Origin of the sequence: Siminovitchia terrae (assembly GCF_003605405.2) — a bacterium.
Taxonomy (GTDB): domain Bacteria; phylum Bacillota; class Bacilli; order Bacillales; family Bacillaceae_C; genus Siminovitchia; species Siminovitchia terrae.
Window position 1 is genome coordinate 129,875 of record NZ_QYTW02000005.1, and the last position, 24,975, is coordinate 154,849.

At 40.1% G+C, this 24,975-nt stretch carries 21 protein-coding genes; 20 read left to right on the forward strand and 1 reads right to left on the reverse strand.

Features of this window, described 5'->3' with window-relative positions; all coding sequences use genetic code 11:
• Nucleotides 1–84 precede the first annotated feature (84 nt).
• From D5F11_RS07735 to glaH, 5 genes are all read left to right on the forward strand, one after another.
• A complete protein-coding gene (locus D5F11_RS07735; protein ID WP_245998135.1) occupies nucleotides 85–756 on the forward strand; it encodes a GntR family transcriptional regulator in 672 nt (223 codons plus the stop codon).
• 178 nt (nucleotides 757–934) lie between these two features.
• Nucleotides 935–2,152, forward strand: a complete 1,218-nt coding sequence (lhgO, locus tag D5F11_RS07740; protein ID WP_120117525.1) for an L-2-hydroxyglutarate oxidase — start codon at nucleotides 935–937, stop codon at nucleotides 2,150–2,152.
• Between the two features lie 24 nt (nucleotides 2,153–2,176).
• Nucleotides 2,177–2,506 (forward strand): DUF3870 domain-containing protein, encoded by a 330-nt coding sequence (locus tag D5F11_RS07745; protein WP_120117524.1) that lies wholly within the window; start codon nucleotides 2,177–2,179, stop codon nucleotides 2,504–2,506.
• A 196-nt stretch (nucleotides 2,507–2,702) separates the two neighbouring features.
• Nucleotides 2,703–3,848: an IS200/IS605 family element RNA-guided endonuclease TnpB gene (gene tnpB / locus D5F11_RS07750; RefSeq protein ID WP_120117523.1), complete on the forward strand. Its 1,146-nt coding sequence runs from the start codon at nucleotides 2,703–2,705 to the stop codon at nucleotides 3,846–3,848.
• 948 nt (nucleotides 3,849–4,796) lie between these two features.
• Nucleotides 4,797–5,729 carry a glutarate dioxygenase GlaH gene (gene glaH, locus D5F11_RS07755; protein WP_120117522.1) on the forward strand — a complete coding sequence of 311 codons (933 nt, stop codon included), beginning with the start codon at nucleotides 4,797–4,799 and terminating at the stop codon, nucleotides 5,727–5,729.
• Nucleotides 5,730–6,051: 322 nt separating this feature from the next.
• Here the strand turns inward: glaH and D5F11_RS07760 are convergent, their stop codons facing one another.
• The gene (locus D5F11_RS07760; RefSeq protein WP_120117521.1) at nucleotides 6,052–7,797 is read right to left on the reverse strand and encodes a sigma 54-interacting transcriptional regulator; all 1,746 of its coding nucleotides are present in this window, start codon (nucleotides 7,795–7,797) and stop codon (nucleotides 6,052–6,054) included.
• A 268-nt stretch (nucleotides 7,798–8,065) separates the two neighbouring features.
• Here D5F11_RS07760 and D5F11_RS07765 point away from each other — a divergent pair, with 268 nt between their 5' ends.
• From D5F11_RS07765 to D5F11_RS07835, 15 genes are all read left to right on the forward strand, one after another.
• Entirely contained in the window at nucleotides 8,066–9,427 is a 1,362-nt protein-coding gene (locus tag D5F11_RS07765) for an APC family permease (protein ID WP_120117520.1), read from the forward strand.
• A gap of 238 nt (nucleotides 9,428–9,665) precedes the next feature.
• Nucleotides 9,666–11,006 (forward strand): glutamine synthetase family protein, encoded by a 1,341-nt coding sequence (locus tag D5F11_RS07770; protein ID WP_120117519.1) that lies wholly within the window; start codon nucleotides 9,666–9,668, stop codon nucleotides 11,004–11,006.
• 42 nt (nucleotides 11,007–11,048) lie between these two features.
• A complete protein-coding gene (locus tag D5F11_RS07775) occupies nucleotides 11,049–12,383 on the forward strand; it encodes an aspartate aminotransferase family protein (RefSeq protein WP_120117518.1) in 1,335 nt (444 codons plus the stop codon).
• A 35-nt stretch (nucleotides 12,384–12,418) separates the two neighbouring features.
• Nucleotides 12,419–13,576 (forward strand): amidohydrolase family protein, encoded by a 1,158-nt coding sequence (locus tag D5F11_RS07780; protein ID WP_120117517.1) that lies wholly within the window; start codon nucleotides 12,419–12,421, stop codon nucleotides 13,574–13,576.
• A gap of 230 nt (nucleotides 13,577–13,806) precedes the next feature.
• On the forward strand, nucleotides 13,807–14,979 hold the full coding sequence (locus tag D5F11_RS07785; RefSeq protein WP_120117516.1) for a M20 metallopeptidase family protein: 1,173 nt from the start codon (nucleotides 13,807–13,809) through the stop codon (nucleotides 14,977–14,979).
• A 14-nt stretch (nucleotides 14,980–14,993) separates the two neighbouring features.
• Nucleotides 14,994–16,361 (forward strand): glutamine synthetase family protein, encoded by a 1,368-nt coding sequence (locus D5F11_RS07790; protein ID WP_120117515.1) that lies wholly within the window; start codon nucleotides 14,994–14,996, stop codon nucleotides 16,359–16,361.
• Nucleotides 16,362–16,605: 244 nt separating this feature from the next.
• Complete coding sequence (locus tag D5F11_RS07795; RefSeq protein ID WP_120117514.1) at nucleotides 16,606–17,895, forward strand: M20 family metallopeptidase; 1,290 nt, start codon at nucleotides 16,606–16,608, stop codon at nucleotides 17,893–17,895.
• 362 nt (nucleotides 17,896–18,257) lie between these two features.
• Nucleotides 18,258–18,977 carry a type 1 glutamine amidotransferase gene (locus D5F11_RS07800; protein WP_185830563.1) on the forward strand — a complete coding sequence of 240 codons (720 nt, stop codon included), beginning with the start codon at nucleotides 18,258–18,260 and terminating at the stop codon, nucleotides 18,975–18,977.
• Between the two features lie 234 nt (nucleotides 18,978–19,211).
• Nucleotides 19,212–20,099 carry a FadR/GntR family transcriptional regulator gene (locus D5F11_RS07805; RefSeq protein ID WP_120117512.1) on the forward strand — a complete coding sequence of 296 codons (888 nt, stop codon included), beginning with the start codon at nucleotides 19,212–19,214 and terminating at the stop codon, nucleotides 20,097–20,099.
• A gap of 35 nt (nucleotides 20,100–20,134) precedes the next feature.
• Entirely contained in the window at nucleotides 20,135–20,923 is a 789-nt protein-coding gene (locus D5F11_RS07810) for a gamma-glutamyl-gamma-aminobutyrate hydrolase family protein (RefSeq protein WP_185830564.1), read from the forward strand.
• The gene (locus D5F11_RS07815) at nucleotides 20,904–21,965 is read left to right on the forward strand and encodes an ABC transporter substrate-binding protein (RefSeq protein ID WP_185830565.1); all 1,062 of its coding nucleotides are present in this window, start codon (nucleotides 20,904–20,906) and stop codon (nucleotides 21,963–21,965) included. Before D5F11_RS07810 ends, D5F11_RS07815 begins: the two co-directional genes overlap by 20 nt.
• A gap of 58 nt (nucleotides 21,966–22,023) precedes the next feature.
• Complete coding sequence (locus tag D5F11_RS07820; protein WP_120117509.1) at nucleotides 22,024–22,881, forward strand: ABC transporter permease; 858 nt, start codon at nucleotides 22,024–22,026, stop codon at nucleotides 22,879–22,881.
• 2 nt (nucleotides 22,882–22,883) lie between these two features.
• Nucleotides 22,884–23,666: an ABC transporter permease gene (locus tag D5F11_RS07825; RefSeq protein ID WP_120117508.1), complete on the forward strand. Its 783-nt coding sequence runs from the start codon at nucleotides 22,884–22,886 to the stop codon at nucleotides 23,664–23,666.
• Nucleotides 23,667–23,680: 14 nt separating this feature from the next.
• Nucleotides 23,681–24,754 carry an ABC transporter ATP-binding protein gene (locus D5F11_RS07830; protein ID WP_120117507.1) on the forward strand — a complete coding sequence of 358 codons (1,074 nt, stop codon included), beginning with the start codon at nucleotides 23,681–23,683 and terminating at the stop codon, nucleotides 24,752–24,754.
• Nucleotides 24,732–24,926 carry a hypothetical protein gene (locus tag D5F11_RS07835; RefSeq protein WP_126646521.1) on the forward strand — a complete coding sequence of 65 codons (195 nt, stop codon included), beginning with the start codon at nucleotides 24,732–24,734 and terminating at the stop codon, nucleotides 24,924–24,926. The genes D5F11_RS07830 and D5F11_RS07835 overlap by 23 nt, the downstream gene beginning before the upstream one ends.
• Nucleotides 24,927–24,975: the final 49 nt, after the last annotated feature.

Here is a 24,975-nt window from a genome sequence, read left to right on the forward strand (position 1 = left end):
ATTGGATTCAATTTTTTTGTTTTTCTCCCTTGAAAGCCATATTTTTGTATGATAAACTCTAAATTGTATCCAAAGTGAATTGAGGTGGATATTTTGCCAGAGAAATTGGCACAACATAAGTCGACAGTTGTTAAAAATGTCACGAAACGCCTGAGAGAAGTCATTTTGGACGGTACTTTGAAAAAGGGTGACCGGTTGATTCAGGAAGAGTGGGCAGAGAAGCTGGAAGTCAGCAGAATGCCGATTCGAGAAGCACTTACACAACTGCAAATGGAAGGGCTCGTAGAAATCGTCCCTCACAAGGGCGCAGTTGTCACCCCTATTACAAAGGAGAATATAGAGGAAATATACTATATTCGGTCTATGCTGGAAGGGCTCGCAGTAGAAAAGTCACTTCCGTATTTGACGGATGAGGACAAGCAGGATTTGCATGATATCGTGGTTCAGATGGAAACGCTGGATTTGACAGATGAGACAAATGGAGAGTATATCCGTCTGAATGCAGCATTTCACCAAATCCTTATGAGAGGCTGTCCTTGGCCAAGGCTTCGTAAAATGGTTGAAACTCTAGGTATTTCACCCATAGCACCAAATCTCCTGATTGATTATTACCAGGAGACACAGCAGGAGCACAGGCTCATCTATGAGGCTGCTTTAAGAGGAGATCCGGCTGAACTGCAAGCTGCAGTGGAGTATCATATTTTGCGTACAAAAAATAATTTAATAGATTGTATGGAAAGCATCAGAAAAGCGTAAATGCCCATTAGCGACGGAAACTGGACAGAAATACGAAGACATGAATCAGCGTGGGCAAATAAGACGATTCCCGAGAAGGCTGTACTTCACGCCGACTACAGGGAATGGGCTTATGACCTCAAGGGCTAGTTGCTGGAGTTAAACAAAACAAAAAAGCATTAAATGGAGGCATAAAATTATGTATGATTTCGCAATTGTAGGCGGCGGTATTGTAGGTTTATCAACAGGTATGGCCATTTACGACAGATTCCCAAATGCAAAAGTCGTTGTCATTGAAAAAGAAGGTTCAGTGGCTGAACATCAAACTGGACATAACAGTGGGGTTATTCACTCTGGAATCTACTACAAGCCTGGAAGCTTCAAAGCGCGTTTTGCTAGACAAGGCAGTCAGTCAATGAGAGAATTCGCGGAAAAATATGACATCGCTCACGATATTTGCGGTAAAGTCATTGTTGCAACAAAGCAGGAAGAGCTTCCTCTCCTTGATAACTTGTATGAGAGAGGCTTGCAAAACGAGCTTGCTATTACAAAAATCAGTAAAGAAGAATTAAATGAAATTGAACCACATGTTGCTGGTCTTGGTGCGATTCGTGTTCCAATGGCTGGGATCATTAATTATAAGCAGGTAAGTGAAAAATTCGCAGAAATTATTCAAGAGCGCGGCGGCGATATTCTCTTGAACACAAAAGTTGAGAAAATCAACGAAGGTTCTGACTCTGTTGTTATTGAAACTACTAACGGAACGGTTAAAGCTAGCCTGGTCATCAACTGTGCAGGACTTCACAGTGACCGAGTAGCTGCGGCCGCAGGGTATAAAACAGATATGAAAATTCTTCCGTTCCGCGGGGAATATTATAAATTAATACCTGAAAAACGTCATTTGGTCAAACACTTGATTTATCCGGTTCCTAATCCAAAATTCCCGTTCCTTGGCGTTCACTTTACGCGCATGATCAGCGGGGAAGTTGATGCAGGTCCTAACGCTGTGTTGGCATTTAAGCGTGAAGGTTACAAAAAGATTGATTTCAGTGCAAGGGATTTAGCAGAAAGCCTCGCATTCAAAGGCTTATGGAAAATGGCTGGAAAGTTCGCAAAAGAAGGATTGGATGAATACGTCCGCTCCTTCAGCAAGGCACAATTTACAAAAAGTCTCCAAGCTTTGATCCCTGAAATCCAGGAGGATGACTTAATTCCAGCACCGGCCGGTGTTCGTGCTCAAGCACTCAAGGACGACGGTTCAATGGTTGATGACTTCAACATCATCATGGGGGATAGAACGATTCATGTATGTAACGCGCCATCACCAGCTGCGACTGCATCCATTGAAATAGGGAAAGAAGTGGTTAGACGTATCCCTGAACAAGCACATCTGAAAGAAGCAGCTGTAACATTATAATGATTGAAAGAGGAGATTAAATCCATGGAGTTCAATGCCAAGACAATGTTTATAGCCGGTCATGCACGCTTGCCACAGGGAATGGCTGCAAAAAGTGTGTATGAAACTTTGACGATTACAGCTGAAGTAGATGTGAAGTACGGGGTTATTTTGAAAGCCTCTGCTACGCTTGCAACAGAACATGGCAGTGATTTTATCGGGCGTCTTTTACGCGGGACGAGCTTAAAGGATGGAATCGATGAACAGATGGAAGCCATCCAGACGTACTACCGTGGAAAAGCAACGAATGCACTCATTGCTGCAATGAAGGACCTTGATCTCCATTACAAACAAATCACGGCGGCTGAAAAATAATATTCGTTTGGTAATAAAAAGGCCCTTTCGGCGTGTGAACGCTGAAAGGGTCCTTTTTATCATCCAACCGAGAATACTCGCGACTTCAGTCGTGTAAATGAATCGGCTTTTGTTTAGATAAGTGAGATTTTTCATTCATATGTTAAAATAGTATAGAGGTGTCTGTCTATCAAAGCAATGAAGTGAGGTGAGTCCAATGCTGCGGCACAAAGCCTACAAGTTTCGTATCTATCCAACGAAAGAACAAGAAATCTTCATCGCTAAAACCATCGGTTGTTCCAGGTTTGTCTATAACCACTTTCTTCATCGTTGGAGTACGACGTATGCTCAAACTGGAAAAGGTTTGTCCTATGAGGCTTGTTCTGCCTTACTTCCTCAAATGAAAAGGGAAGAAGCCACTTGCTGGCTAAAAGAAGTCGATAGCACGGCCCTTCAATCCTCTCTAAAAAATCTGGCTGATTCCTTTTCACGCTTTTTCAACAAACAGAATCATCAACCAAAATTCAAAAGTAAAAAGAATCCGGTTCAAAGCTATACAACCAAAAATGTGAATAATAGTGTCGAACTGAAAGAGAAACACGTGAAGCTGCCTAAGCTAGGTCTAGTGGCTTGCGCTAAAAGTCAAGAACCGAAAGGGCGTATCCTGAATGCCACGATTCGCCAACATGCGAGCGGAACATTCTACGTGTCTTTGTTATGCGAAGAAGACATCCACGAGCTTCCTAAAACAGGCTCTCCTGTTGGCGTTGACTTGGGGATCACTGACTTTGCGATTCTTTCTGATGGTCGTAAAGTTGATAATAATCGATTCACTTCCAGAATGGAAAAGAAACTCAAACGTGAACAACGTAAGTTGTCCAGACGTGCCCTCATTGCTAAGAAAAAGGGTATAAATCTCTTTGAAGCGAAAAATTATCAGAAACAAAAGCGTAAAGTCGCAAAATTGCACGAGAAAGTCATGAATCAGCGTACCGATTTTCTGAATAAGCTCAGTACAGAGATCATCAAAAACCACGATATCATCTGTATAGAAGACTTAAACACAAAAGGGATGCTGCGTAATCATAAACTAGCCAAAAGCATATCGGATGTATCATGGTCTAGCTTTGTCACGAAATTACAATACAAGGCTGAGTGGTACGGTCGTGAAATCATTAAAGTAGATCAATGGTTTCCATCCAGTCAGATTTGTTCTGGATGTGGACACCAAGAAGGAAAGAAAGCTCTCCACATTCGAGAGTGGACTTGTCCAGCATGTCGAGCTCACCATGACCGTGATATTAATGCCAGTAAAAATGTCTTGGCCGAAGGTCTGAGAGTACACGCTTTAAGCCTAGGCTAGCTAAACAAAGAACCGTAGGAACTATGGGGATAGCTTGGTCCATAAGAGAAACCGCTGTTGGTAAAGAAATACGCCAACAAGTATGCTCTCTTCCCAAGAATCTCGTGACTTTAGTCATGAGAGGTTCAAATGGAGATTTTTGACATCTCTTAAATAAGTAAAATAATTGATCTTCATTTATTTGATTTATGGGAAAATTCACTTATGTAAAATATTGGCGATTATGGTTTTTACCTCTGACTTGATGTACTTCGTGCGGTTTTACAACGAGATGAACAAGCCTTCCTTGTAAAATCTGTAGCACACGGAACACATTTTTCATGATTCTGCTCTATGATCTTGAGCGACTGAGCGTTAGAATTGGCATTGCATGTTAGGTTTTAAATGTAAATATTTAACTTCATTCAGCAGAAGTCTCCCACTTCTGTAAGTGGTGAGATGAATCCATATTGTTATTCCATTCAGTGGGGGTTCAAACCCCGGCTGAATAAAGTTAAAGCCTCCGGCGGATGCCACAGATTTTCAGAGGGAATTTATTGATCGGAGCTCGATAAAATCTGGGCGCAAATACGCCAAGGCGCATTTGATTGGAAATATTTAAGGCGTTTTTTGAATAGAAAAATTGGAAAGAATAAAATGTGAATTTTTGTTGACATATTTTGTACACGGTGGTATTCTTAAATCAAGCAATAATAAAACATATTCACCTTTTGAAAAATGCCTTTTCAAAATCCGTGAATAGTATAGATTTTTGGAGACGGAAAAAATAAAATATGCAGACTGCAATATTCGCTGTGACTCTACAACCATAGAGCGGTGAAGTGAATATAAGCCAGTTGTTGATATACGACCTTTCCTAACAGGATAGGTGTATCAACAGCTGGCTTTTTATGTTTTCTTTTCTCCACGACTAAAATTATACTTTTCATTAAACAGGAGGAATCTCTAATGGGCGTTACACAAGAATTGAAATACCTTAAAACAGGAAAGGCTTATGAAGTAAAGGAACATCCACAATCCAAGCGTTTGTATCACGTTGAAGTCTCTAAAGAAGCCATTGCTAAATTCTTAGCAGCTGTTGAAGAAAAGGGCATCACTGTTCAAACATTGGAATACACACCATATCAACGTCAGATCATTTCTTCTCTTCTTCAAGACTTCGTTGGCGAAGACCTTGGCGATGTTCTAAGAAGCATTGTTCACGACCGTGAGTCCGGTGGTTTCACAGTTGGTTTGGAAGGTGTAACAGAAGATACTGACGAGTTTGTCATCTTCGGAACAGCAATCTCTCACTTGGTTGGTATGCCAAACTTTGATGCGATGACTGGTAAATATTATGCACGCTTCACAGTTAAGCACACTGACAACAGTGACTCTTTCCTTCGTCAAGCATACCGTCTATTCACAATGCATACTGACGGAACATTCGTTGACGAGCCAACTGACTGGTTGCTTATGATGAAAATGGTTGAAGAAAATGCAGTCGGCGGTGAATCAAGACTTCTTCACTTGGATGACTGGAAAGAGCTTGATAAATTTGCGAACAATCCGCTTGGAAAGCATAAGTTCACATATATTGCTCCTCCAAGCAAAAACGTAACACAAACAGTTGATCGTGCTACTTTCTTCAACGTAAACGACAAGCCATGCATCTGCTTTATCGATCAGTTCGTATATCCTGAATCAATTGAACAAGCAAAATACTTGGAAGATCTTTCCGCATCTATTGAAGCAGACGATAGCGTACTTGAATTGGAACTTCCAGTCGGAGACCTTGTTGTACTTAACAACTTGTTCTGGATGCACGGACGTGCAGCATTCGAAGTAAACCCTGACTTAAACCGCGAATTGATGCGCCAACGTGGACGCTTCGTTGAATAATTTTAACTAAGTCATTTGTTTACTCAATTGTTAATAACCTCTACCTTCATTTTGCGCACCCGGTTTCGGGTGCGATTTTTTTTATGGTCACCTAAATGTTGAATTCAGCTCCGACGTACAGAAAGTCGTGCTATAATGCGGCTTTCGTCACCGTGCTGTCCGGTTGGCGAGTGCCATCGACGCTAGGATTAAGTCAAACGCTGCTGAAGGTAAACTACCATTCTTCAGCGTTCGCCTAGCTTTGCGCCGATAAGCAGGCACTTGCGCTTATGTTCTTCCCAAAAAATAATCACCACTCCAAAGGAGCAGTGTAATATGACATCTAGGTAAGGTCGTATTTCTTCAATTTATAATTTAGATTTTGTCTGGAGATTCCTAAAAGTTTACCAGCTCTTGTCACATTTCCATTTTCCTCTTCTAAAGCAAGCTGTATAAGAGTACGTTCCAATTTTTCTTTCTGCTCCTCTAAACTTCCTCCTGAAAGCAATGAAAGCTTTGGAATGTCCCGGTCTACAGTTATTTGCGCATATTCATTGGCTCTTGCCTGGAAGGTTGCTGATAAATGGTGATAAGCAATAGCATTTTCTCCATCCAGCATATTGATACAGCCTTCAATTGTATGTTCTAATTCCCTTATATTTCCGGGCCATTCGTAATTCAGAAAAATATCCATGACCTCCGATTCCACTTTATCGACCCTGATCTGTAATCTTTCACTGTGTTTTTGAAGGAAATGGTCAATTAATACTGGGATGTCTTCTTTCCTTTTTTTTAAGGGTTGAATAATAATATTAACCACACTTAAACGATAGAACAGATCTTCCCTCAATCTTCCATTTTCTATGGCTACGTAAGGGTCTTCATTGATTGTGGCAATCACCCTGACATCAACGTCAATGGATTTCTTTGCTCCAAGGCGTTGTATTGTCTTCTCTTGTAAAAAGCGCAAAAGTTTAGCTTGCAGATTAATTCCCATGGAATTTATTTCATCTAAAAGCAAAGTGCCGCTATGAGCCTGCTCTATCAACCCTTCTCTATCGATAGCTCCAGTGAAACTGCCGACAGAAGTACCGAATAACAACCCCTCCAATAAATGCTCAGGGAGTGCAGCGCAATTTTGGGCGATAAAAGGGAAGTTTTTTCTGGGACTGTCGTTATGTATGCTTTGAGCAAATAACTCTTTGCCCGTTCCTGTATCCCCGATAATAAGGGTGGATGATGATGTCCGGGCGGCTCTCCTGGCCTGATCTACTGTTTGGCGCATCACTCTGCTTGTAAAAACAATGTCCTTGAATTGAAACCGGGTATTGTTGTTTTTGTTTTTTGATTTATATGTATTTTCCCTGACAGGATCATTTTTAAAGTTACGGATAGTCTCTTCCAATTGTTTCTGTTCCGTAATATCTTTCAAAATTTCAACAGCTCCGACTTGTTTTGAGCCTATGTTTAGAGTTTTTGATTTTGAGAGTGTGGTAATAGCTTTCCCGCTATTTGTGAAATGGGTTTCCCGATAGTTCAATGACTTCGAGAGTCTTAAGGTCTTTAATAGGATGGTGGAGTGCTCGTCTATATCTGGAAAGGCCTCCCGGAACAGTTTCTGTTTCACAGAGTCTGGTTCACGAAGGTCAATCTCCCCCATCTTTTTATTATAGAAAAGGATTTTACCCTCCATATTAATAGCGCATACTCCTTCTTCGAGCATATCGAGAATTGAATGATACAGGAATTTTTGTTCAGTTGCCTGCTGCAGTTTATACTTTAAAAGCTGTTGCTGGGTAATGTCTTTAATGATCAAAAGGAAACGATCATTAAAAGGAACAATATTCATCAATAACTCCTTGGTGCCGAATGAGAATGATATTCCGGTCATCTCATCAGTTGTCATCAAGAACTTTTGATACTCCAGTGGAATCAATTCAAAAACAGATGTTTCTCCCAAGGTTTTTGAGCTGAGTTCAAACAAGCGAAGGGCAGATCTATTTGCTTTTTTAATCTGGCCCTCATGATTAATAATCAACATGCTGTCAAAGCAAACGTTCCATACATTCTCGAGATCCACTTGTTCCATATCAACGTATCTCTCCAATCTATTATGAATGACGAATTATTAATATTTATCTTTCAATTGTAAATAATACGAAAGGAAAGACAAATATTTTTCGAAAAATATCTTTCTACGAAAAGAATTTTTCGGTGAAAAGTCTAGCTATTCATATAAATACCGCTAAATATAAGAGAAAAATATCTGGCATAACTTTTGCAATATGAAATATTAGAAAGTGATTGTCTGTTGATTATATATTTGTGAACGCTTTCAAAAAGGGAGGAGTGTGGACATGGCAAAAGTACAATTATTGGAAATTGAACCAATAAGGAATCTTAAGTTCCGGCATCTTTGGGCATTGGGTGTCGGTGCAGTAGTTGGTGATGGGATTTTTCTTTTGATTGGAGAAGGAATTGCTACGGCTGGACCGAGTGCCGTTCTGGCTTATTTTATTGCTGGGCTGTTTCAATTCTTTTTAATGATCGCATTGGCAGAAATAGCGATTGGCATGCCGTTTGCCGGGGGAATGTCTGTATGGGTTGAACGGTTTTTAGGAAAGTGGTGGGGATTTTTATCCGGATTTGCTTTTGCAGCTGGCTGGGTCCTTGCGGGCGGTGGTGTAAGTATGGCCCTAGGGACGATTACCTCCTGGTTCTTCCCTCAGTTGACTGGAAAAGTATGGACAACCATATTTGCAATTATTTTTGTAAGCATATTTGCAATCTTAAACATCTATGGAACATCAATTGCTGCAAAAACCCAATTATATCTTGTGTTGCTGTTGACAGCAGGAATGCTATTGTTCGCTTTAATTGGGATAAAAGATATTAATGTGGATAATTTCAAAGAATGGATGCCTTATGGCACTTCCGGATTCTTAAGTGCGATCCCTCTTGGTACATATGCGTATCTAGGAGCAGTGTCAATAGTGACCGCAGGGTCGGAAGTTGTTAACCCAAGAGACTTGCCAAGAGCCTTAATATGGTCGAGTGTTACGTTTCTTATCATTTATACAGTTGCTCAAATTGTCCTTCAAGGAATTATCCCATGGGATCAAGTGACAATAGACAGCTCGCCCTTTACTGAAGCCGCCAACATCGTCTTTGGATATGCAGGTGCTTTTATCATTAATTTAGTTGCATGGATTGCTGCAGCAACATGTATTTTAATGGGGACGTTCTACACGGCGTCTCGGATTTTCTTTTCGCAGGCAAGAAGAGGGTATTTACCGAAGTTTTTTGGTTATTTGCATCCGAAAACCCGCACACCTGTCTACGGCATTGTTTTCATTTGGATTTGTTCGGTTGTCTTTATTTTGATTGGGAGTGTTAATCCCGATTTGATTTATGTCGAGTTTTCACTGCAGTTGACATTTGCATGGATTGTTTCTTGGGCGCTGGCTGTAGTTGCTGCAATCCTTTATAGAAAAAAATGCAAGAACGAAGTGGAAAAACTTGCTTGGAAACAGCCTTTATTTCCATTATTCCCAATCCTAGGGCTTATCGGTATTGGGATTGTTTTCTACGGAACATTCCTGGGAACACCTATGACATTGGTCAGAGGGCTAGTTTGGATCGTAGCGCTATTCATCTTCTATAAAATCTACTATAAGGCCGATCAGAATAAAAGTAGCGATCAAGAGAAAGTCATTTAGTCATTTGACTGGAGATAAACTGTTCTCCCCTTGAATTTTATTATTGTTACAAGTGGGACCATTTAACTTCATTCAGTGGGGGTTCAAAACCCGGCTGAATATAGTCAAAGCCCCCGGCGGATGCCACAGATTTTCAGAGGGAATTTAACGAGCGGAGCTCGATAAAATCTGGGCGCAAATACGCCAAGGCGCATTTGATCTATCGTACAAATAAACTAAGAGTTCTGGAGGTCCAATCTTGGATACAAAAGAAAAAGTTAAACAATTGATTGAAAAAAATGATATTGAGTTTCTTGATATTGGCTACATGGATTACGCTGCACTTTCGAGAATACGTACGGTTCGTGTGGATCAGCTGGACAGCTTATTTGATCAGGGACTGAATTTTTTTGCAGGAATGATGAGCTTTAATGCTTTTGATGAATATATTCCAAACCCAATGTATGGAATCGGAGACGGGGATTTTTTTGCCATCCCTGATCCTTCTACATTTGCCATTTTACCTCACAGGCAGAATACTGCTCGTATGTTTTGTGATCTTGTTGATGAAAATGGTGAGCCATGGCACGGGTGTCCGAGACAGGCTCTTAAGAGAGTGCTGAAGGAAGCTGAGGCAGAGTTTGGCGGTAATATGAGCTTGGCATTTGAGCAGGAAGCCTATTTGTTGAACGAAGTAGGCGGAAAGCTCGTTTCAGCAGACAATACCCATTGTTTTTCCATAGAAGGCATCCAAATGCAGGAAAAGTTTTTGCATGAATTTGTTAAAGCCATGGAAGAAGCTGGGGTAAAAATTGAAAAAATATCGAGCGAGTACGGGCCTGGACAATTTGAAATTAACTTGAAATATGCTCACGCTGTCAGGGCAGCCGACGAACAGGTACTCTTTATGCAGCTTTTTAAACAAATTGCGCTTGAAAATGGTTTGATTGGAACGCTCATGCCAAAACCTTTTCAAGATTTGTCAGGGAGCGGCCTGCATGTCCATATAAGCATGTTTAATAATGACGGAAAAAATGTGTTTGAAGATCTTGCCGACCCGCTTGGACTAACAGAACAGGCAAGATACTTTGTCGGAGGATTATTGAAACATGCCCGCTCATTGGTAGCAATAGGAGCGCCGAGCATTAATTCATATAAGCGACTGTATCCGGGATCTTTCGCCCCTGCACAGGTGTGTTATGGAGCAGGAAACCGCTCTACTTTAATTCGTGTTACGGAAAAACGCAGGGGAAGCCGCTTTGAATTTCGCGGGGCTGACGGTACGTGCAATCCCTATTTGCTGGCTGCCGCATTAGTTGCCGCTGGGTTGGATGGTGTGAAGGAGAAGCTGGATCCTGGAGAGCCGTTAAGTTCGGATGCCGGAATATTGACTGAAGAGGAAATGAAACGTCAGGGCATTGAGTGGATACCAAGTACTTTGGATGAAGCAATTACAGAACTAGCAGGAAATAAAAAATTGGGAGAAATGCTTGGTAGGCATATTTGGGAAGAATTTATCAAGGTTAAGAGGACTGAAGTTGAAAAAGCAGCACGTCATGTGACTGATTGGGAAAGGGTAGAACTAAGCCGCCGGTTCTAATACAACGACAGTCCATCTCATGGTTAGCGAAGGAGGATCATGATGAGCCAAACTGAAAAGTGGTTGGAAAAGGATCGCCAGTACGTAAGTGATGCATTAAAAATCCGCTTTTACCCACTTGCTGTAAAAAGTGGAAAAGGTGTGGTGCTGCGTGATTTCGAAAACAATGAATATATTGATATTTCCGCTGGTTGGGCCGTTGCAAATATAGGATATGGCCACGAGAAAATGGCTTCAGCGCTTCAGGAGCAATATAAGACTCTTTCATTTTCTTCTAATATTACAATCCCGGATAATCAAATGATTCAACTGTCGGAAAAGCTAGCTGGTATGCTTCCAGGAGAATTTAAGAAGAAAGTGTGGTACGGTTTGACCGGCTCCGATGCAAATGACTGTATAGCAAAATTAATTCCGATAAGTGCCAAACGTCCCCGGATGATCTCGTTCATGGGTTCCTATCACGGGCAGACTATGGGTTCCTTGAGCTTATCTGGACATACGGCCCAAGCACGCTTTGTCAGCGGGGCAAACGTTGTTAAGGCCCCATATCCCAATCCATATCGCCCGCCTTTTGGCAGAACGGAAAGTCTGACCCAGCAAGTCATTGATTATATTGAAAATGAAATGTTTACTACGATTTGTCCGCCAGAGAGTACAGCCGGCATCATTATTGAGGCAATCCAGAGTGACGGCGGCGTAATCGTTCCGCCGGATGATTTTCTCCCTGAACTTAGAAAGTTGTGTGACAGGCACGGTATTTATTTAATTGTTGACGAAGTGAAAGTGGGAATGGGTAGAACGGGCAAGTGGTTTGCATTTGAACATAGTGGAATAGAAGTGGATGCTGTATCTTTGGGGAAACCACTCGGAGGCGGGGTTCCGATCAGTGCTGTTATTGCCAGAAAAGAAATTTTGGATTGCGGAAATGCTCTTCATTTATTTACGTCAAGCGGGAACCCAATCAGTACAAAAGCAGCCTTGACGAATCTATCGATTATTGAGGAAGAAAGATTGATTGGGAATGTGATAGAACAAGGCGAGTATTTCAAGAAGCAACTGTTCGATTTGCAAACCAAGCACGAGATCATCGGAGATGTTCGTGGGAAAGGTCTGGCTTTGGGCGTTGAGCTTGTAGAAGACAGGGTTACGAAAAAGCCCGCATCTGAAAAAACTGCTGCTGTATGCTATCGTGCTTTTGAGCTTGGATTACTTGTGTTTTATGTAGGTGTACATAGCAATGTCATTGAAGTTACACCGCCCCTTATTATCAATCGTAAAGAAATTGACATAGCTGTTGCCATTCTTGATCAGGCAATGGCAGATGTTGAACGAGGAAATGTCAACATGGATAAAGTCCGTCAATATGCCGGCTGGTAGGAAGTAAAATATAGTTCTCAAAGAGGAGGAACATGATGACCAAAATTGATTTGACTTCTATAAAAGCAGTTGATGTGCATTGCCACCCCTATATTGCGAATGAGGAACCATACTCACCCGAAGAGTATTTGCGGAAACTGTCGTTGTCTGTGTTGCCGAATATGTTTAAAAAAGCCAAAGAAGCTTCATCCACAAAAATTTTTCCGGGCATGAACATGTATATGCAGATAACTATACAGCGGCTTGCCAGGTATTTTGGATGCCAACCTATACTTGAGGAAGTGGTTGCCAGAAGAAACGAGGAGGCCAAAGACTTTACCGCCTTTACACAAAATCTATTCAAGAATGCAAAGCTTGAAGGAATGGTCGTTGACTTTGGGTATCCCACTCCGCCGTTATCCAAAGATGATTATCAACGCTTAACGGGAGTTCCTATATGGGAAGTATATCGAATCGAGCCCGTCATGGTCAGACTCCGTGAAAGCCACGAAACTTTTGGCGCCTTTATCGAGGCTTACCGGGAAGACCTTAAGGAAGCCTTAAATCGAAAGCATGTTGTTGGGTTAAAAACCATTATTGCCTACCGGAGCGGTTTGGAAATTGGAGATAAAAATGAACAAATGGCAAAAGATCAGTATGAAGAATTCCGTCTAAACGACCGTGCCAGAGCGAAAGAGTTGAGAGATTATTGCCTCCATGTGGCAATGGAGGAGTGTACGAATTTCAATAAAGTTTTACATATACACACGGGTTTCGGTGACGGGGAAGTTGTACTTCCAAAAGCAAGCCCATCGTTCTTGATCGATTTACTGCGTCAGGAAAAATATGCTGAAACGAAAGTACATCTTGTACATGGAGGATATCCATGGATGGAGGAAGCTGCGTTCATAACGAGCATTTTACCAAACGTATATCTGGATATTTCATTACAGAATCCATTTGTCGGGCATGGAGTGGAACGAATCATATCGCAAGTGTATGAATTGGCCCCATTCGATAAAGTCATGTACGGATCAGACGCTTTCACTGTACCGGAAATGAACTGGCTTGGGGTTCTATTATTCAAGGAATGCTTTGAACGGGTGCTTACGGACTGGATCGAAAAGGGATATACCGATAAGGATATGGCGGTCGAAATTGCTGAACACATGATGTATAAAAACTTTGAACGGGTATATAGTGACTATATTTAACTTCATTCAGCAGAAGTCCCCCACTTCTGTAAGTGGTGAGATGAATGCGTATTGGTATTCCACTTAGTGGGGTTCAAACGCCGGCTGAATAAAGTTAAAGCTTCCGGCGGATGCCACAGATTTTCAGAGGAATTTATCGAGCTTAAGCTCGATAAAATCTGAGCGCAAATACGCCAAGGCGCATTTGATAATTTAGTAGATATAGGCATTATGCAGGAAGGATGAATGACATGAAAGAACATACATCATGGAAGTGGGATCAGAATCTTGACGAGGAATTATTTGAGATCCGGAAGCATCTTCATCAATATCCGGAATTATCGTTCAAGGAATATGAAACCAGCAAATATATCCAGTCGTGCCTTGAGAACTGGGGCATATCGTTTAAAGTGATGGCAGATACAGGCGTTGTTGTTGACATATTGGGGGAAGCCGGAGATGGTCCAAATCTTGCACTCAGGGCCGATATCGATGCACTGCCTATACATGAGGAAAGCGGACTTGCTTTTTCCTCAAAACGAGAAGGAGTCATGCATGCGTGCGGACACGACGGCCATACAACGATCTTGTTGGGCACAGTCTACCATATATGGAAATATAGGCACAATTTAAAGGGGATGGTCAGGTGTATTTTTCAGCCGGGAGAAGAGGCGGATGGTGCGGCAAAATTCATGATAGACGAAGGGGTACTTCAGCAGCCTGAAATTGAAGAGGTTGTGGCCCTCCACCTTTGGCCAAAGCTTCCACTTGGATCAATAGGAATAAAAACAGGACCGGTTACAGCTGCATGTGATGATTTTGATATTACGATCAAAGGAAAAAGCGGCCATGCGGCCAGGCCTCATGAAGGAATAGATGCTATTTCGATCGGTACTGAAATCATACGCTCCCTTCAATATTTTACAGCAAAATGGAAGGATCCGGCTGATCCACTAGTTATTCATGTGGGAAAAATTGAAGGCGGGAACGCCCGGAATGTAATAGCAGATGAAATAAGAATGGAAGGTACCATACGTTCTGTTCTCCCAGAGACAAGACTAGGAATAAAAAGAAGGTTCATCTCCTTTGTTACCGAAATGGCAAAACAGTATGGGGGAGAAGCGGATATTCATTACGATGATGGCATTCCTTCAATCATGAATGACACAATTGCCGTTGAAAAAGTTAGGAAGGCGGCGGAAAAAATCATCGGCACCGGGAATATCAACGAACTGAGTAACGTCTCTATGGGCGCTGACGATTTTGGCTTTTTTGCAGATAAAGTTTCCAGTTGTTATTTTCGTTTAGGTATTCGGGAAATGCATAAGGAAGCTTTTGATTTACATCATCCGAAGTTTCATTTTAAAGAAAAAGTAATCCCAATAGGTGCAAAGATACTCACCGAGTATGCTTTTATCAGATAAAAAGGAGAGCGCAAATGAACTTGACAGCAAACAAGAATTCACAAATAGAAAATGTATTAAAACAAGTAGAAGAAAATAATATTGAGTTTATTAGAATTGAATTTTTAGATTATGCAGGTGTTACAAGGGGAAGAACGATTCGGAAAAATAGACTCAGGGCTGCAATGGAAAAAGGAGTAAACTTTAGCACAGCTATTATGAGCTTTGACGTATTTGATGAATATATACCCAATCCAATGTATGGGGCGAATGACGGTGACTTTTTTGCGGTCCCGGATCCTGAAACATTTGCTATCCTGCCCTATCGAAAAAATACAGCCAGAATGTTGTGTGACTTGGTAGATGTAGATGGTTCGCTTTGGCCAGGGTGTCCGAGAGGCGCTTTAAAAAGGCTTTTAAAAGAATTGGAAACTGCTTTAGGTGGAAAGCTTTATATGGCATATGAGCAGGAAGCTTATTTATTAAAAGAAGAGAATGGAAAAAGAGTTCCTGCTGATAACAGTCATTGTTTCTCTTCTGATGGCATTGACATACAAGAGGAATTTATACAGTCTTTTGTTTATTCAATGGAAGCGATGGGAGTTGAGACGGAGCAAATTTCGAGTGAGTATGGCCCCGGACAAGTGGAGGTTAATCTTAAATATGCTCCATCGCTAAAGGCGACAGATGATCAAGTAACATTTATGCATGTCTTTAAGCAAGTAGCACGAAGTCAAGATTTGATCGGGACATTAATGCCCAAGCCGTTTTCCAACCTGGCAGGGAGTGGCCTCCACGTTCATATAAGTCTTTATAATGAGGAAGGTGACAATTTATTTAAGGATATTACAGACCAAAAAGGATTTGATCTTTCTGAAGAAGCGTATTATTTTATTGGAGGTTTATTAAAACACGCTCGTTCACTGATCGCCGTTGGTGCCCCCAGCGCCAACTCCTATAAGCGTATGCAACCTGGTTCTTGGGCCCCAGCTCATATTTGTTATGGATCTGCCAACCGTTCAGTTTTAGTTCGAATCCCGGAAAAGCGAAGAGAGAGGAGATTTGAATTTAGAGGAGCAGATGGAACCTGTAACCCATATTTATTAACCACATGCTTATTGGCAGCTGGATTGGACGGGATTAAAAATAAAATAGAGCCTGGAGAGCCAATGGATGTGGATGTAAGTAGCCTTAGTGAGGTTGAGTTGTTGGAAAAAGGAGTGAATTGGGTTCCACGTACTCTTGATGAGGCAATTGATGCTTTGGAGGAAGATACGATTCTTGCGGAGTCTATTGGAAGAGAGATTTGGGAAGAGTTTATTAAAGTTAAAAGAACAGAATCAATAAAATTCACGCAATATATTAGTGATTGGGAACTGCAAGTATTTTCGGATAGGTTTTAACTTCATTCAGCAGAAGTCTCCCACTTCTGTATGTGGTGAGATGAATGCATATGAGGGGTCAAACCTCAGCTGAATAAAGTTAAAGCCTCCGGCGGATGCCACAGAATTTATCGAGCTTAAGCTCGATAAATTCTGGGCGCAAATATGCCAAGGCGCATTTGATGTTTTTCTAACTATGATTATAGGATATATGGTAAGTATTGAATTTTCATATTTGTAAAATGAATAGCGGAGATGATTTTAAATGAAAACAATCATTGAGCAGTGGTTAGAGAGTCAGAGGGAAACATGTATAGGGATATTAGAAGACTTGGTTCGTTTTCAGACAATAAATCCGAAATTTTCAAAAACAGCTGACAGAAAAGAAACCATTAAGTTACAAAAATATGTTCAAGATTTTATGATTAAACATGGAATGACAGTAGATTACTGGGAAGTTGAAGAAGATTTGCCGAATGTGGTCGGCATACTAAAAGGTGAAAGTCCCTGCAATAGTTTAATATTAAACGGTCATATTGATGTTGTCCCACCAGGGGATTTAAATAAATGGAATACGAATCCATGGGATCCAGTAATCCAGGACGGTAAGCTATACGGCCGTGGATCAGGAGACATGAAAGCTGGAGTCGCCGCGAATTTACTTGTCGCAAAGTTTTTACATGATCATCAAATTTATCTAGAGAATGATTTACAAATCCATGTTGTTGTAGATGAGGAAGGAGGAGGTAGCGGATCAAGGGCAGTCCTAGAAAAATATTCAAGTGGGGGTGGTGTAATTGTAACCGAACCAACTGATAATATCATTAATCCTACGGAAGGAGGATTAGAATGGGTTCGGATTCATATTGAAGGTGTCTCATCCCATGCGGGCTGGAGGTATAGTGATATTTATCCAGGGTATAGCGGAGAAGGAGTTAATGCAATTGAAAAAGCAACGAAGATTATAGCAGCTGTTCAAGATCTTGAAAGAACTTGGGCTCGGAAAAAGTCGCATCCTCTATTACCTTATGGAGTTACCACTATAAATCCAGGTGTTATTATTGGAGGGGCTAGCAAAGGCCAGGAAGGTCCGGAAATTACTACTAATCCTGCTATCACTCCCGATAGTTGTATCATTGAGTTTGACCTTAAATTTTTGCCTAATGAAAGCGAAAAAGAGGTAAAAGAAGAATTTGAAAATTTCATTAAACAAGTTTCTCTGACGGATGATTGGTTGAGGGATCATGTTCCTACGATTGAATGGGGAATCAGAGGCATTTCCTTCCCACCAGTAGATACATCTCTAGATCACCTACTAGTTGAAACATGCAGTAGTTCTCATAGAGAATTTAATATTGAACCAGACTTCCAAGGGTTTGTTGCTGTTTCAGATGCTGCTTTTTATGCCGGAAAGGGAATTCCTGCGATTATTTATGGTCCAAAATCTGAAAGAATTCACGGGGTTAATGAATGTGTGGATATTGAATCATATTTTCAAACAATAAAAGTTTTAATTGCTACAACATTAAAGTGGAATAATAAATGGGGTACATAATTTATCTCGATAGATTGCTATATTCCATAGGAAATTATAATATGACTGAAAAAACTGGATAAAGATATAGCGGAATAGTTAATAATGGTCATGTGATTGATCTGTTATAGAATATGGTCCCGTATAAAAGCGTAAATTAAAATTTATCTGAAACTCCAAATTTAGTGAATGTGCTAGTCTGCAAGTGTGTCTTTGGAAGACTATTCAGTAAACTTAGAATAGATGTTGAGAAATGAGATGTAATAGTTTTTCAGCTAAATAATGTTGCCACAAAGAAAGGAGTAACTAGGGAAGTCTATTAAATTATCGCAATATATCAGTGATTGAAAATTGAACATATTTTTCAAGGAAGGGGGAGTGTAGTGAGTATTTTAGTCATCCAACCAGTCAATCTTGCTCCGCCTGGAGAAATTATTAAAGCATTAGATTCGACTGGGGAAACTTATGAGATTTTCCGGATGGAGGAAAACGATAGGCTTCCGAAAGAATATAGCAATTACAACGGTTTAATCATACTTGGGGGAACGATGGGTGCCAATGATGATGCAGAGTTTCCATTTCTTACAGAAGCCAAAAAAGCCATTCAAATTTTTTACAAGAGCAATAGGCCGATTCTGGGTGTTTGCCTTGGTGCCCAACTGATTGCAAGCTCTTTTAATAAAAAGGTTAGGAAAATGTCCAAGCCGGAATTTGGGATAACGGAGTTGAAAAAGACCGACGATGGAAGGGAAGATCCATTATTTAACAAATTTCCAGACACTTTTTCATTTATGGAATGGCATGAAGATTATTTTGAATTGCCTGAGGAAGCAACCCTTTTGGCATCAGGTACTGATTGTGTAAATCAAGCATTTCGTATTAAAGATAATATTTACGGGTTTCAATTTCACCCAGAAGTAAATGAAGTCATTTTGGATAGCTGGGTGGATAAAGAGAAAGAATGGATATTAAAGCAGAGCCCTAGTTTTTTAGGTAACATTGATCGAAAGGTTAAGCCATCTCTATTATATTCAACGCAGTTATGCAGGGAAATGGTTACTAAATGGGCTAAGCTGTTGAAAGGAAGCCAAACTGCTGGCTAAAGACAATGATTACCAAACAGTAGAATAAAGGGAAAATTTTTTATACAACCTGGGTCCTTGTTAATATGGACTCGGGTTTTTTATTGATCATTTGCACATAAAAGTAATCTTGGAACTGATTATGTTTTTTTTAAGTAAAAAAAATTCTTGCAAAATATTTTCCTATGTTTTATTATTTGGTATAAGGTTCAAACGTTAAACCATTAACTTCATTCAGCAGAAGTCTCTGGTGAGATGAATGCCTATTGGTATTCTATTCAATGGGGGTCCAAACCCCGGCTGAATAAAGTTAAAGCCTCCGGCGGATGCCACAGATTTTCAGAGGAATTTATCGAGCGGAGCTCGATAAAATCTGGGCGCAAATACGCCAAGGCGCACTTGATAAGGAGGTATATAGTGACTTCTAATAATTATCCGGATTTATCTAGTTTAAAGCATGTTTCTGCTCAAAAAGTAAGCGATCACATTTTTGAACAATTAAAAGAGTCGATTATTCTGAAGGAAATTTTGCCTGAAGAGCAATTACCACCAGAAAGAGAATTGTGCAGCATATTTAATGCGAGTCGACTGACTGTTAGAGAAGCTATTCAAAGATTGAAGGAGGAGGGATTGGTAGAGCAGATAAGAGGCGCTAAAGGTGGGACCTTTATTCTTCCTTTAACAGCAAAGATACATGAGAAAACAAAGGAAAGCTTGATTAACCAGTGGGATGAATTTCAAGATATCTTTGTATTCCGCAACTTTATAGAGCCATATACAGCTAAAATGGCTGCTTTAAATATTAGCGAGGAAAAGATTGAGGAACTCAATCAATTAAATAATCAAATATCTGCTCCCTGTGAACGGGAGGAATTCCGATCGAACGATGTGAAATTTCATTTGAAAATATCGGAAATAGCTAATAATATCTACTTCCAAAATTCAGTTCGCATGATTAGGACCAAAATCAACCCAGCTTTGGATCTTCTGCCTTTTAATGAGGGTGTCAGAAAGAAAACCTATGAGGAACATCAGTTCATCATAGAGTCAATAGAAAAACAAGATAAAAGTACAGCTAAAAAAGTAATGTATGATCATATTTTCGGCACAACTAATAAGCTTGAAGAAATTATTAGAGAATGAAAACGAACATAAGAAAAACTCCATGAGGTGTTATGATGAGGGATAAAAAAATCAGAGTTGGAATCTCTGGTTATAGCCTTTCCAGTATTGAGAACAAGGAAGGAATTAAAAAAGGGTTACCGAAACAAGCTCTTTCAATTTTCAGTTATGATTTTGTTCAATCAATTGAACAATCTGGCGGGATACCCATTCTTTTACCAATCGTAAATCCAAATACAATAAAAGATCAATTAGCTGATTTGGATGCCATTATTTTTGCCGGAGGAGAAGATATCCACCCGAAATATTATTTGGATTATAAGAATGATTATCCTCCGGCTTCAGATGCTAGAGATCAATATGAATTCAATTTAATTAAAGAGGCACTACTTAAAGAAATTCCCATCTTATTTGTTTGTAGAGGAATGCAATTACTAAATGTCTACAAAGGGGGATCTTTATACATTGATTTACATGATTCCACTTCGACACCCATCAATCATTGGGTGGTAGATGATAGAGAAAAATCTGTTCATGAAGTAGAAATCGTGATGAACGATTTTACAAAAAAGATTTTTTCTCACCATCAGCTAAAGGTTAATAGTGTTCATCATCAGGCAATTGAACAGCTGGGAGAGGGTTTAGAAGTAATCGGTAAATCCAAAGATGGCATTATTGAAACAATTGCTGTGAAAGGAAGAAACGACATTCTTGCTGTTCAATGGCATCCGGAAATGATGAAGGAAGAAAAGAGTTCAGGAATAGGTTTGTTTAAATGGTTAATTAATGAAGCAAAACAAAATTTATATAAAAGGGGACAAGAGTATGAAAAAAGCTTTAGGTAGTCTATTATTGGCAGGCAGTTTGGTGTTAGCTGGATGCGGCAATGATGCAAAACCGGAAAAATCCGATAATGGTGGAGGAGAAGAGCCTAATAAATTAGTAGTCACTTCCTTTGGCGGTGATTATGAAAAAGCCCAAATGGAATATCTGATCAAACCATTTGAGAAAGAGTTTAACGCAGAAGTGGAAGTGGTTACATTATATTCCGCTGATGCCCTGGCTAAGCTAAGAGCACAGAAGAACGCACCTGAAATCGACGTCGTTCAATTTTCCGGCGGACAGGAAATTCAAGCTGCTAAAGAGGATTTAATTTTAGAGATAGACTCCGATATCGTTAAGAATACAGGCGAGCTTTATGACAATGCAAAGAAAACAAATTACGGTCCTGCCATTGCATTCGATGCGCTGGGATTACTATATAATACAGAACTTGTGAAAGAAGCACCAACCTCTTGGGAAGATTTATGGAAAAAAGAATATAAAGGAAAAGTGGGATTAGTTGATATCTCCAACACCTATGGATTACAATTCCTCGCTATGATGGCAAAGCTTCACGGTGGCGATGAAGAAAATATTGATCCGGGTTTTGAAAAAATTAAAACTTTACTACCAAATACAGCTTCAGTTGTAGCTACAACACCAGACATGGGGAATTTGTTCGCACAGGAAGAAGTCGTGATTGCACCATATGATGCTGGTTATGCCTTTAACTTTAGCAAACAAGGTCAGCCTATTGGTTTTGTCATTCCTGACGAAGGAGCAATGGCGGTATTCATTAATATGCAAGTAGTTAAAGGGACAGAAAGTCCAAAATTGGCGCAAGAATTCGTCAACTATTCTTTAAGACCGGAAGTTCAAAAGGCTTTTGCAGAAGAAACTGGTTTTGCACCAACAAATAAAAATGTGGAAATCTCTGAGGAATTAGCGAAAGTGATGCCGTACGGAGAAGAAGCTGTAAATAGCCTTGTCGACCTGAATTGGGAAGTAGCAAATAATAATAAAGATGATTGGACAGACCGTTGGAATAAAATGATCAGCCAGTAATAGCACTAAGGGCAGTGGCAGGTGCTGCCCTTTCTAATATTTGTAAGAAGGTGAATGGATGTCTAAAAAAATACCCCCTTATTGGATTTTAATGGCTCCAGGTCTACTAGTTCTATTCTTTTTCTTTCTCTTCCCCTTGGGACAAATAGTACTGTTCAGTTTTTTTAAATCCCAACCCGGCGCGGGAATGGAAGCGGCCTTTACACTAGAGAATTATTTCCGATTTTTATCAGATCCCCACTATCTAGGAATTTTGTGGAGAACAATCTGGATCGGATTAGCAACAAGCATCATTTGTTTAATTATGGGGTATTCCATCGCTTATGGAATCTCTCGCTCAAATCCTAAATATCAAAATCTTTTGTTGCTTCTCGTTATCCTTCCGTTATTAACGAGTGCAGTGGTAAGGAATTTTGGTTGGATGGTAATTATGGGAAAAAATGGTTTGATTAACCAAGCCCTTTTGGGAATAGGTCTCATCTCAGAACCAGCTGAAATTTTATATACGTCGACTGGTGTAGTCATTGCCATGACACACGTAATGCTGCCGTTTATGGTTCTTATTCTTTACCCTGTATTGGATGGCTTGGATTTAAATGTAGAGTCTGCGGCAGAAAGCTTGGGAGCTTCACCAGGAAAAGTTTTTTGGCTTGTAACGATACCGCTCTCAATTCCAGGAATCTTGGCTGGTACATTATTGGTGTTTTCAATGTCAATCAGTTTCTATATTACTCCGGCATTAATCGGTGGTCCACGAGTACAAGTGATGGCGACAGAAGTTTACAATCAAACGATGAATCTGTTGAACTGGCCGTTTTCTTCAGCCGTTTCCGTCATCCTTCTTATCACTGTGTTAATTATTATCAGTTTTTACAATAAAGCAATGAAAAAAGTTTCACCACAAGGAGCTGAGTAAAAATGCGTCCCATTAAAGTGTTTCAAATATTAAATATATTCTTCTACATTTTTCTCGCAGCTCCCTTGTTGATTGTTATTCTAACGTCGTTTAGTGACAGCTCATACTTGGTGTTTCCGCCGAAAGGTTTCACACTCAGCTGGTATGAACATGTCTTTACTGACGGCCGTTATTTACAACCATTTATTAATAGCTTAATTGTTGCGATTGTTTCTACAGGATTTGCACTGGTGTTAGGGATCATGATCTCATTGGCCATAAAAAGATACGACTTTAAATTTAAAGGTTTGATCAGTTCTTTGTTTTTATCCCCGCTGATCGTGCCAACTTTGTTATTGGGAATAGGGCTGTTAATTCTTTTCAGCAATCTCGGTGTTACCAATGCTTATGTCAGGTTGATACTGGCTCACACAGTATTAACAATACCTTATGTGATAAGAGCAGTTTCGGCAGGTTTGTCTAAGTTGAACCCTTCAGTTGAAGAGGCATCGCGGGTATTGGGGGCTTCCCCGTTTTTAACTACATTCTTAGTCACTTTGCCATTAATCAGACCAGCATTGATTTCGGGAGCATTCTTTGGATTCATTATCTCGTTCGATGAGCTTGTTGTAGCCCTGTTTTTAACTAGTTCAAATGTGGTTACTTTACCGATACTGATCTATTCAGATATTCAATTTAACTTAGATCCATCTATATCCGCGATTTCTTCGGTTTTAATTATTGGGACGGTCATCCTTGGGCTTATTAGTATGAAATTTATTGATAAGAAAAGTTTCTTTGGGTAGGAAGGAGTTTTTAAATGAGCCATTTTGAAATTAGCAAGCTTTGCAAACAATACGGAGAAAATGTCATCGTGGATCATTTGGATTTAAGCATTAAAGAAGGCGAATTTATCTCGTTACTAGGTCCGAGTGGCTGCGGAAAAACAACCACTTTAAGAATGATTGCCGGACTTTTAAAACCAACGAGCGGCTCCATAAAATTGGGAGAAAAAGAATTAAGCAGCATTCCGACCCATAAACGGAATATTGGCTTGGTATTTCAAAACTATGCACTTTTTCCACATCTAACTGTTTTTAATAATATTGCCTTTGGGTTGAAGAGACGGAAAGTGCCGGCATCTGAAATCAAACAAAGAGTGACTGATGTATTGGAGTCCGTTCAGTTATCCGGAATGGAAGAACGATTTCCTACACAGTTATCAGGAGGCCAGCAACAACGGGTTGCTTTGGCAAGAGCCCTGGTTTTACGCCCACCCATGGTTTTATTTGATGAACCGTTAAGTAACTTGGACGCTAAGCTGCGGCAGTTTTTGAGAGTTGAAATAAGACAACTACAGCAGAAACATGGATTTACAGCAATATTTGTTACCCATGATCAAGAAGAGGCCATGGTTTTATCAGACCGGATAGCGGTAATGAACAAAGGAAAAATTGCTCAACTTGGTACGCCAACTGAAATATACAGTAATCCGGCAGATTCGTTCGTAGCTGACTTTGTCGGAGAAACAAATATGATGAAAATAAATGACGTTAAAAACAATGGCGATATTATAAGCGGAGTATTAGCAGACGATACAAAGATATCTATTAAAAACAGAGGGCAAGAAATTAAAGACAGCATTGTAATGGTTAGACCTCAAGATGTTGCATTAACCAAAACGTCTGAAGCTGTGGAGAAGAAAAATAGCATTAAAGGGCAAGTCGAGTTTATCCACTTTATTGGAGACAAATACCTTTTTGGTATTAAAACGGCTGTTCAAGATAAAATTTTTATGTGCTCACTCTCCCCAGAGGAATTTATCCGCCTCCAAATTACAGAAGGAAATGAAGTTTATGCTACATGGGAGATTGACTCAACCTTCATTTTTTAACTTCATTCAGCAGAAGTCTCCCACTTCTGTAAGTGGTGAGATGATTGGATATTGGTTTTCCATTCAGTGGGGGTTCAAACCCTGGCTGAATAAAGTCAAAGCCTACGGCGGATGCCACAGATTTTCAGAGGAATTTTATCGAGCGGAGCTTATAAAATCTGGGCGCAATTGATAAGCAATTAGTCATTCTTGAAAAATAAATAATATGTAGGAGTGTGTCT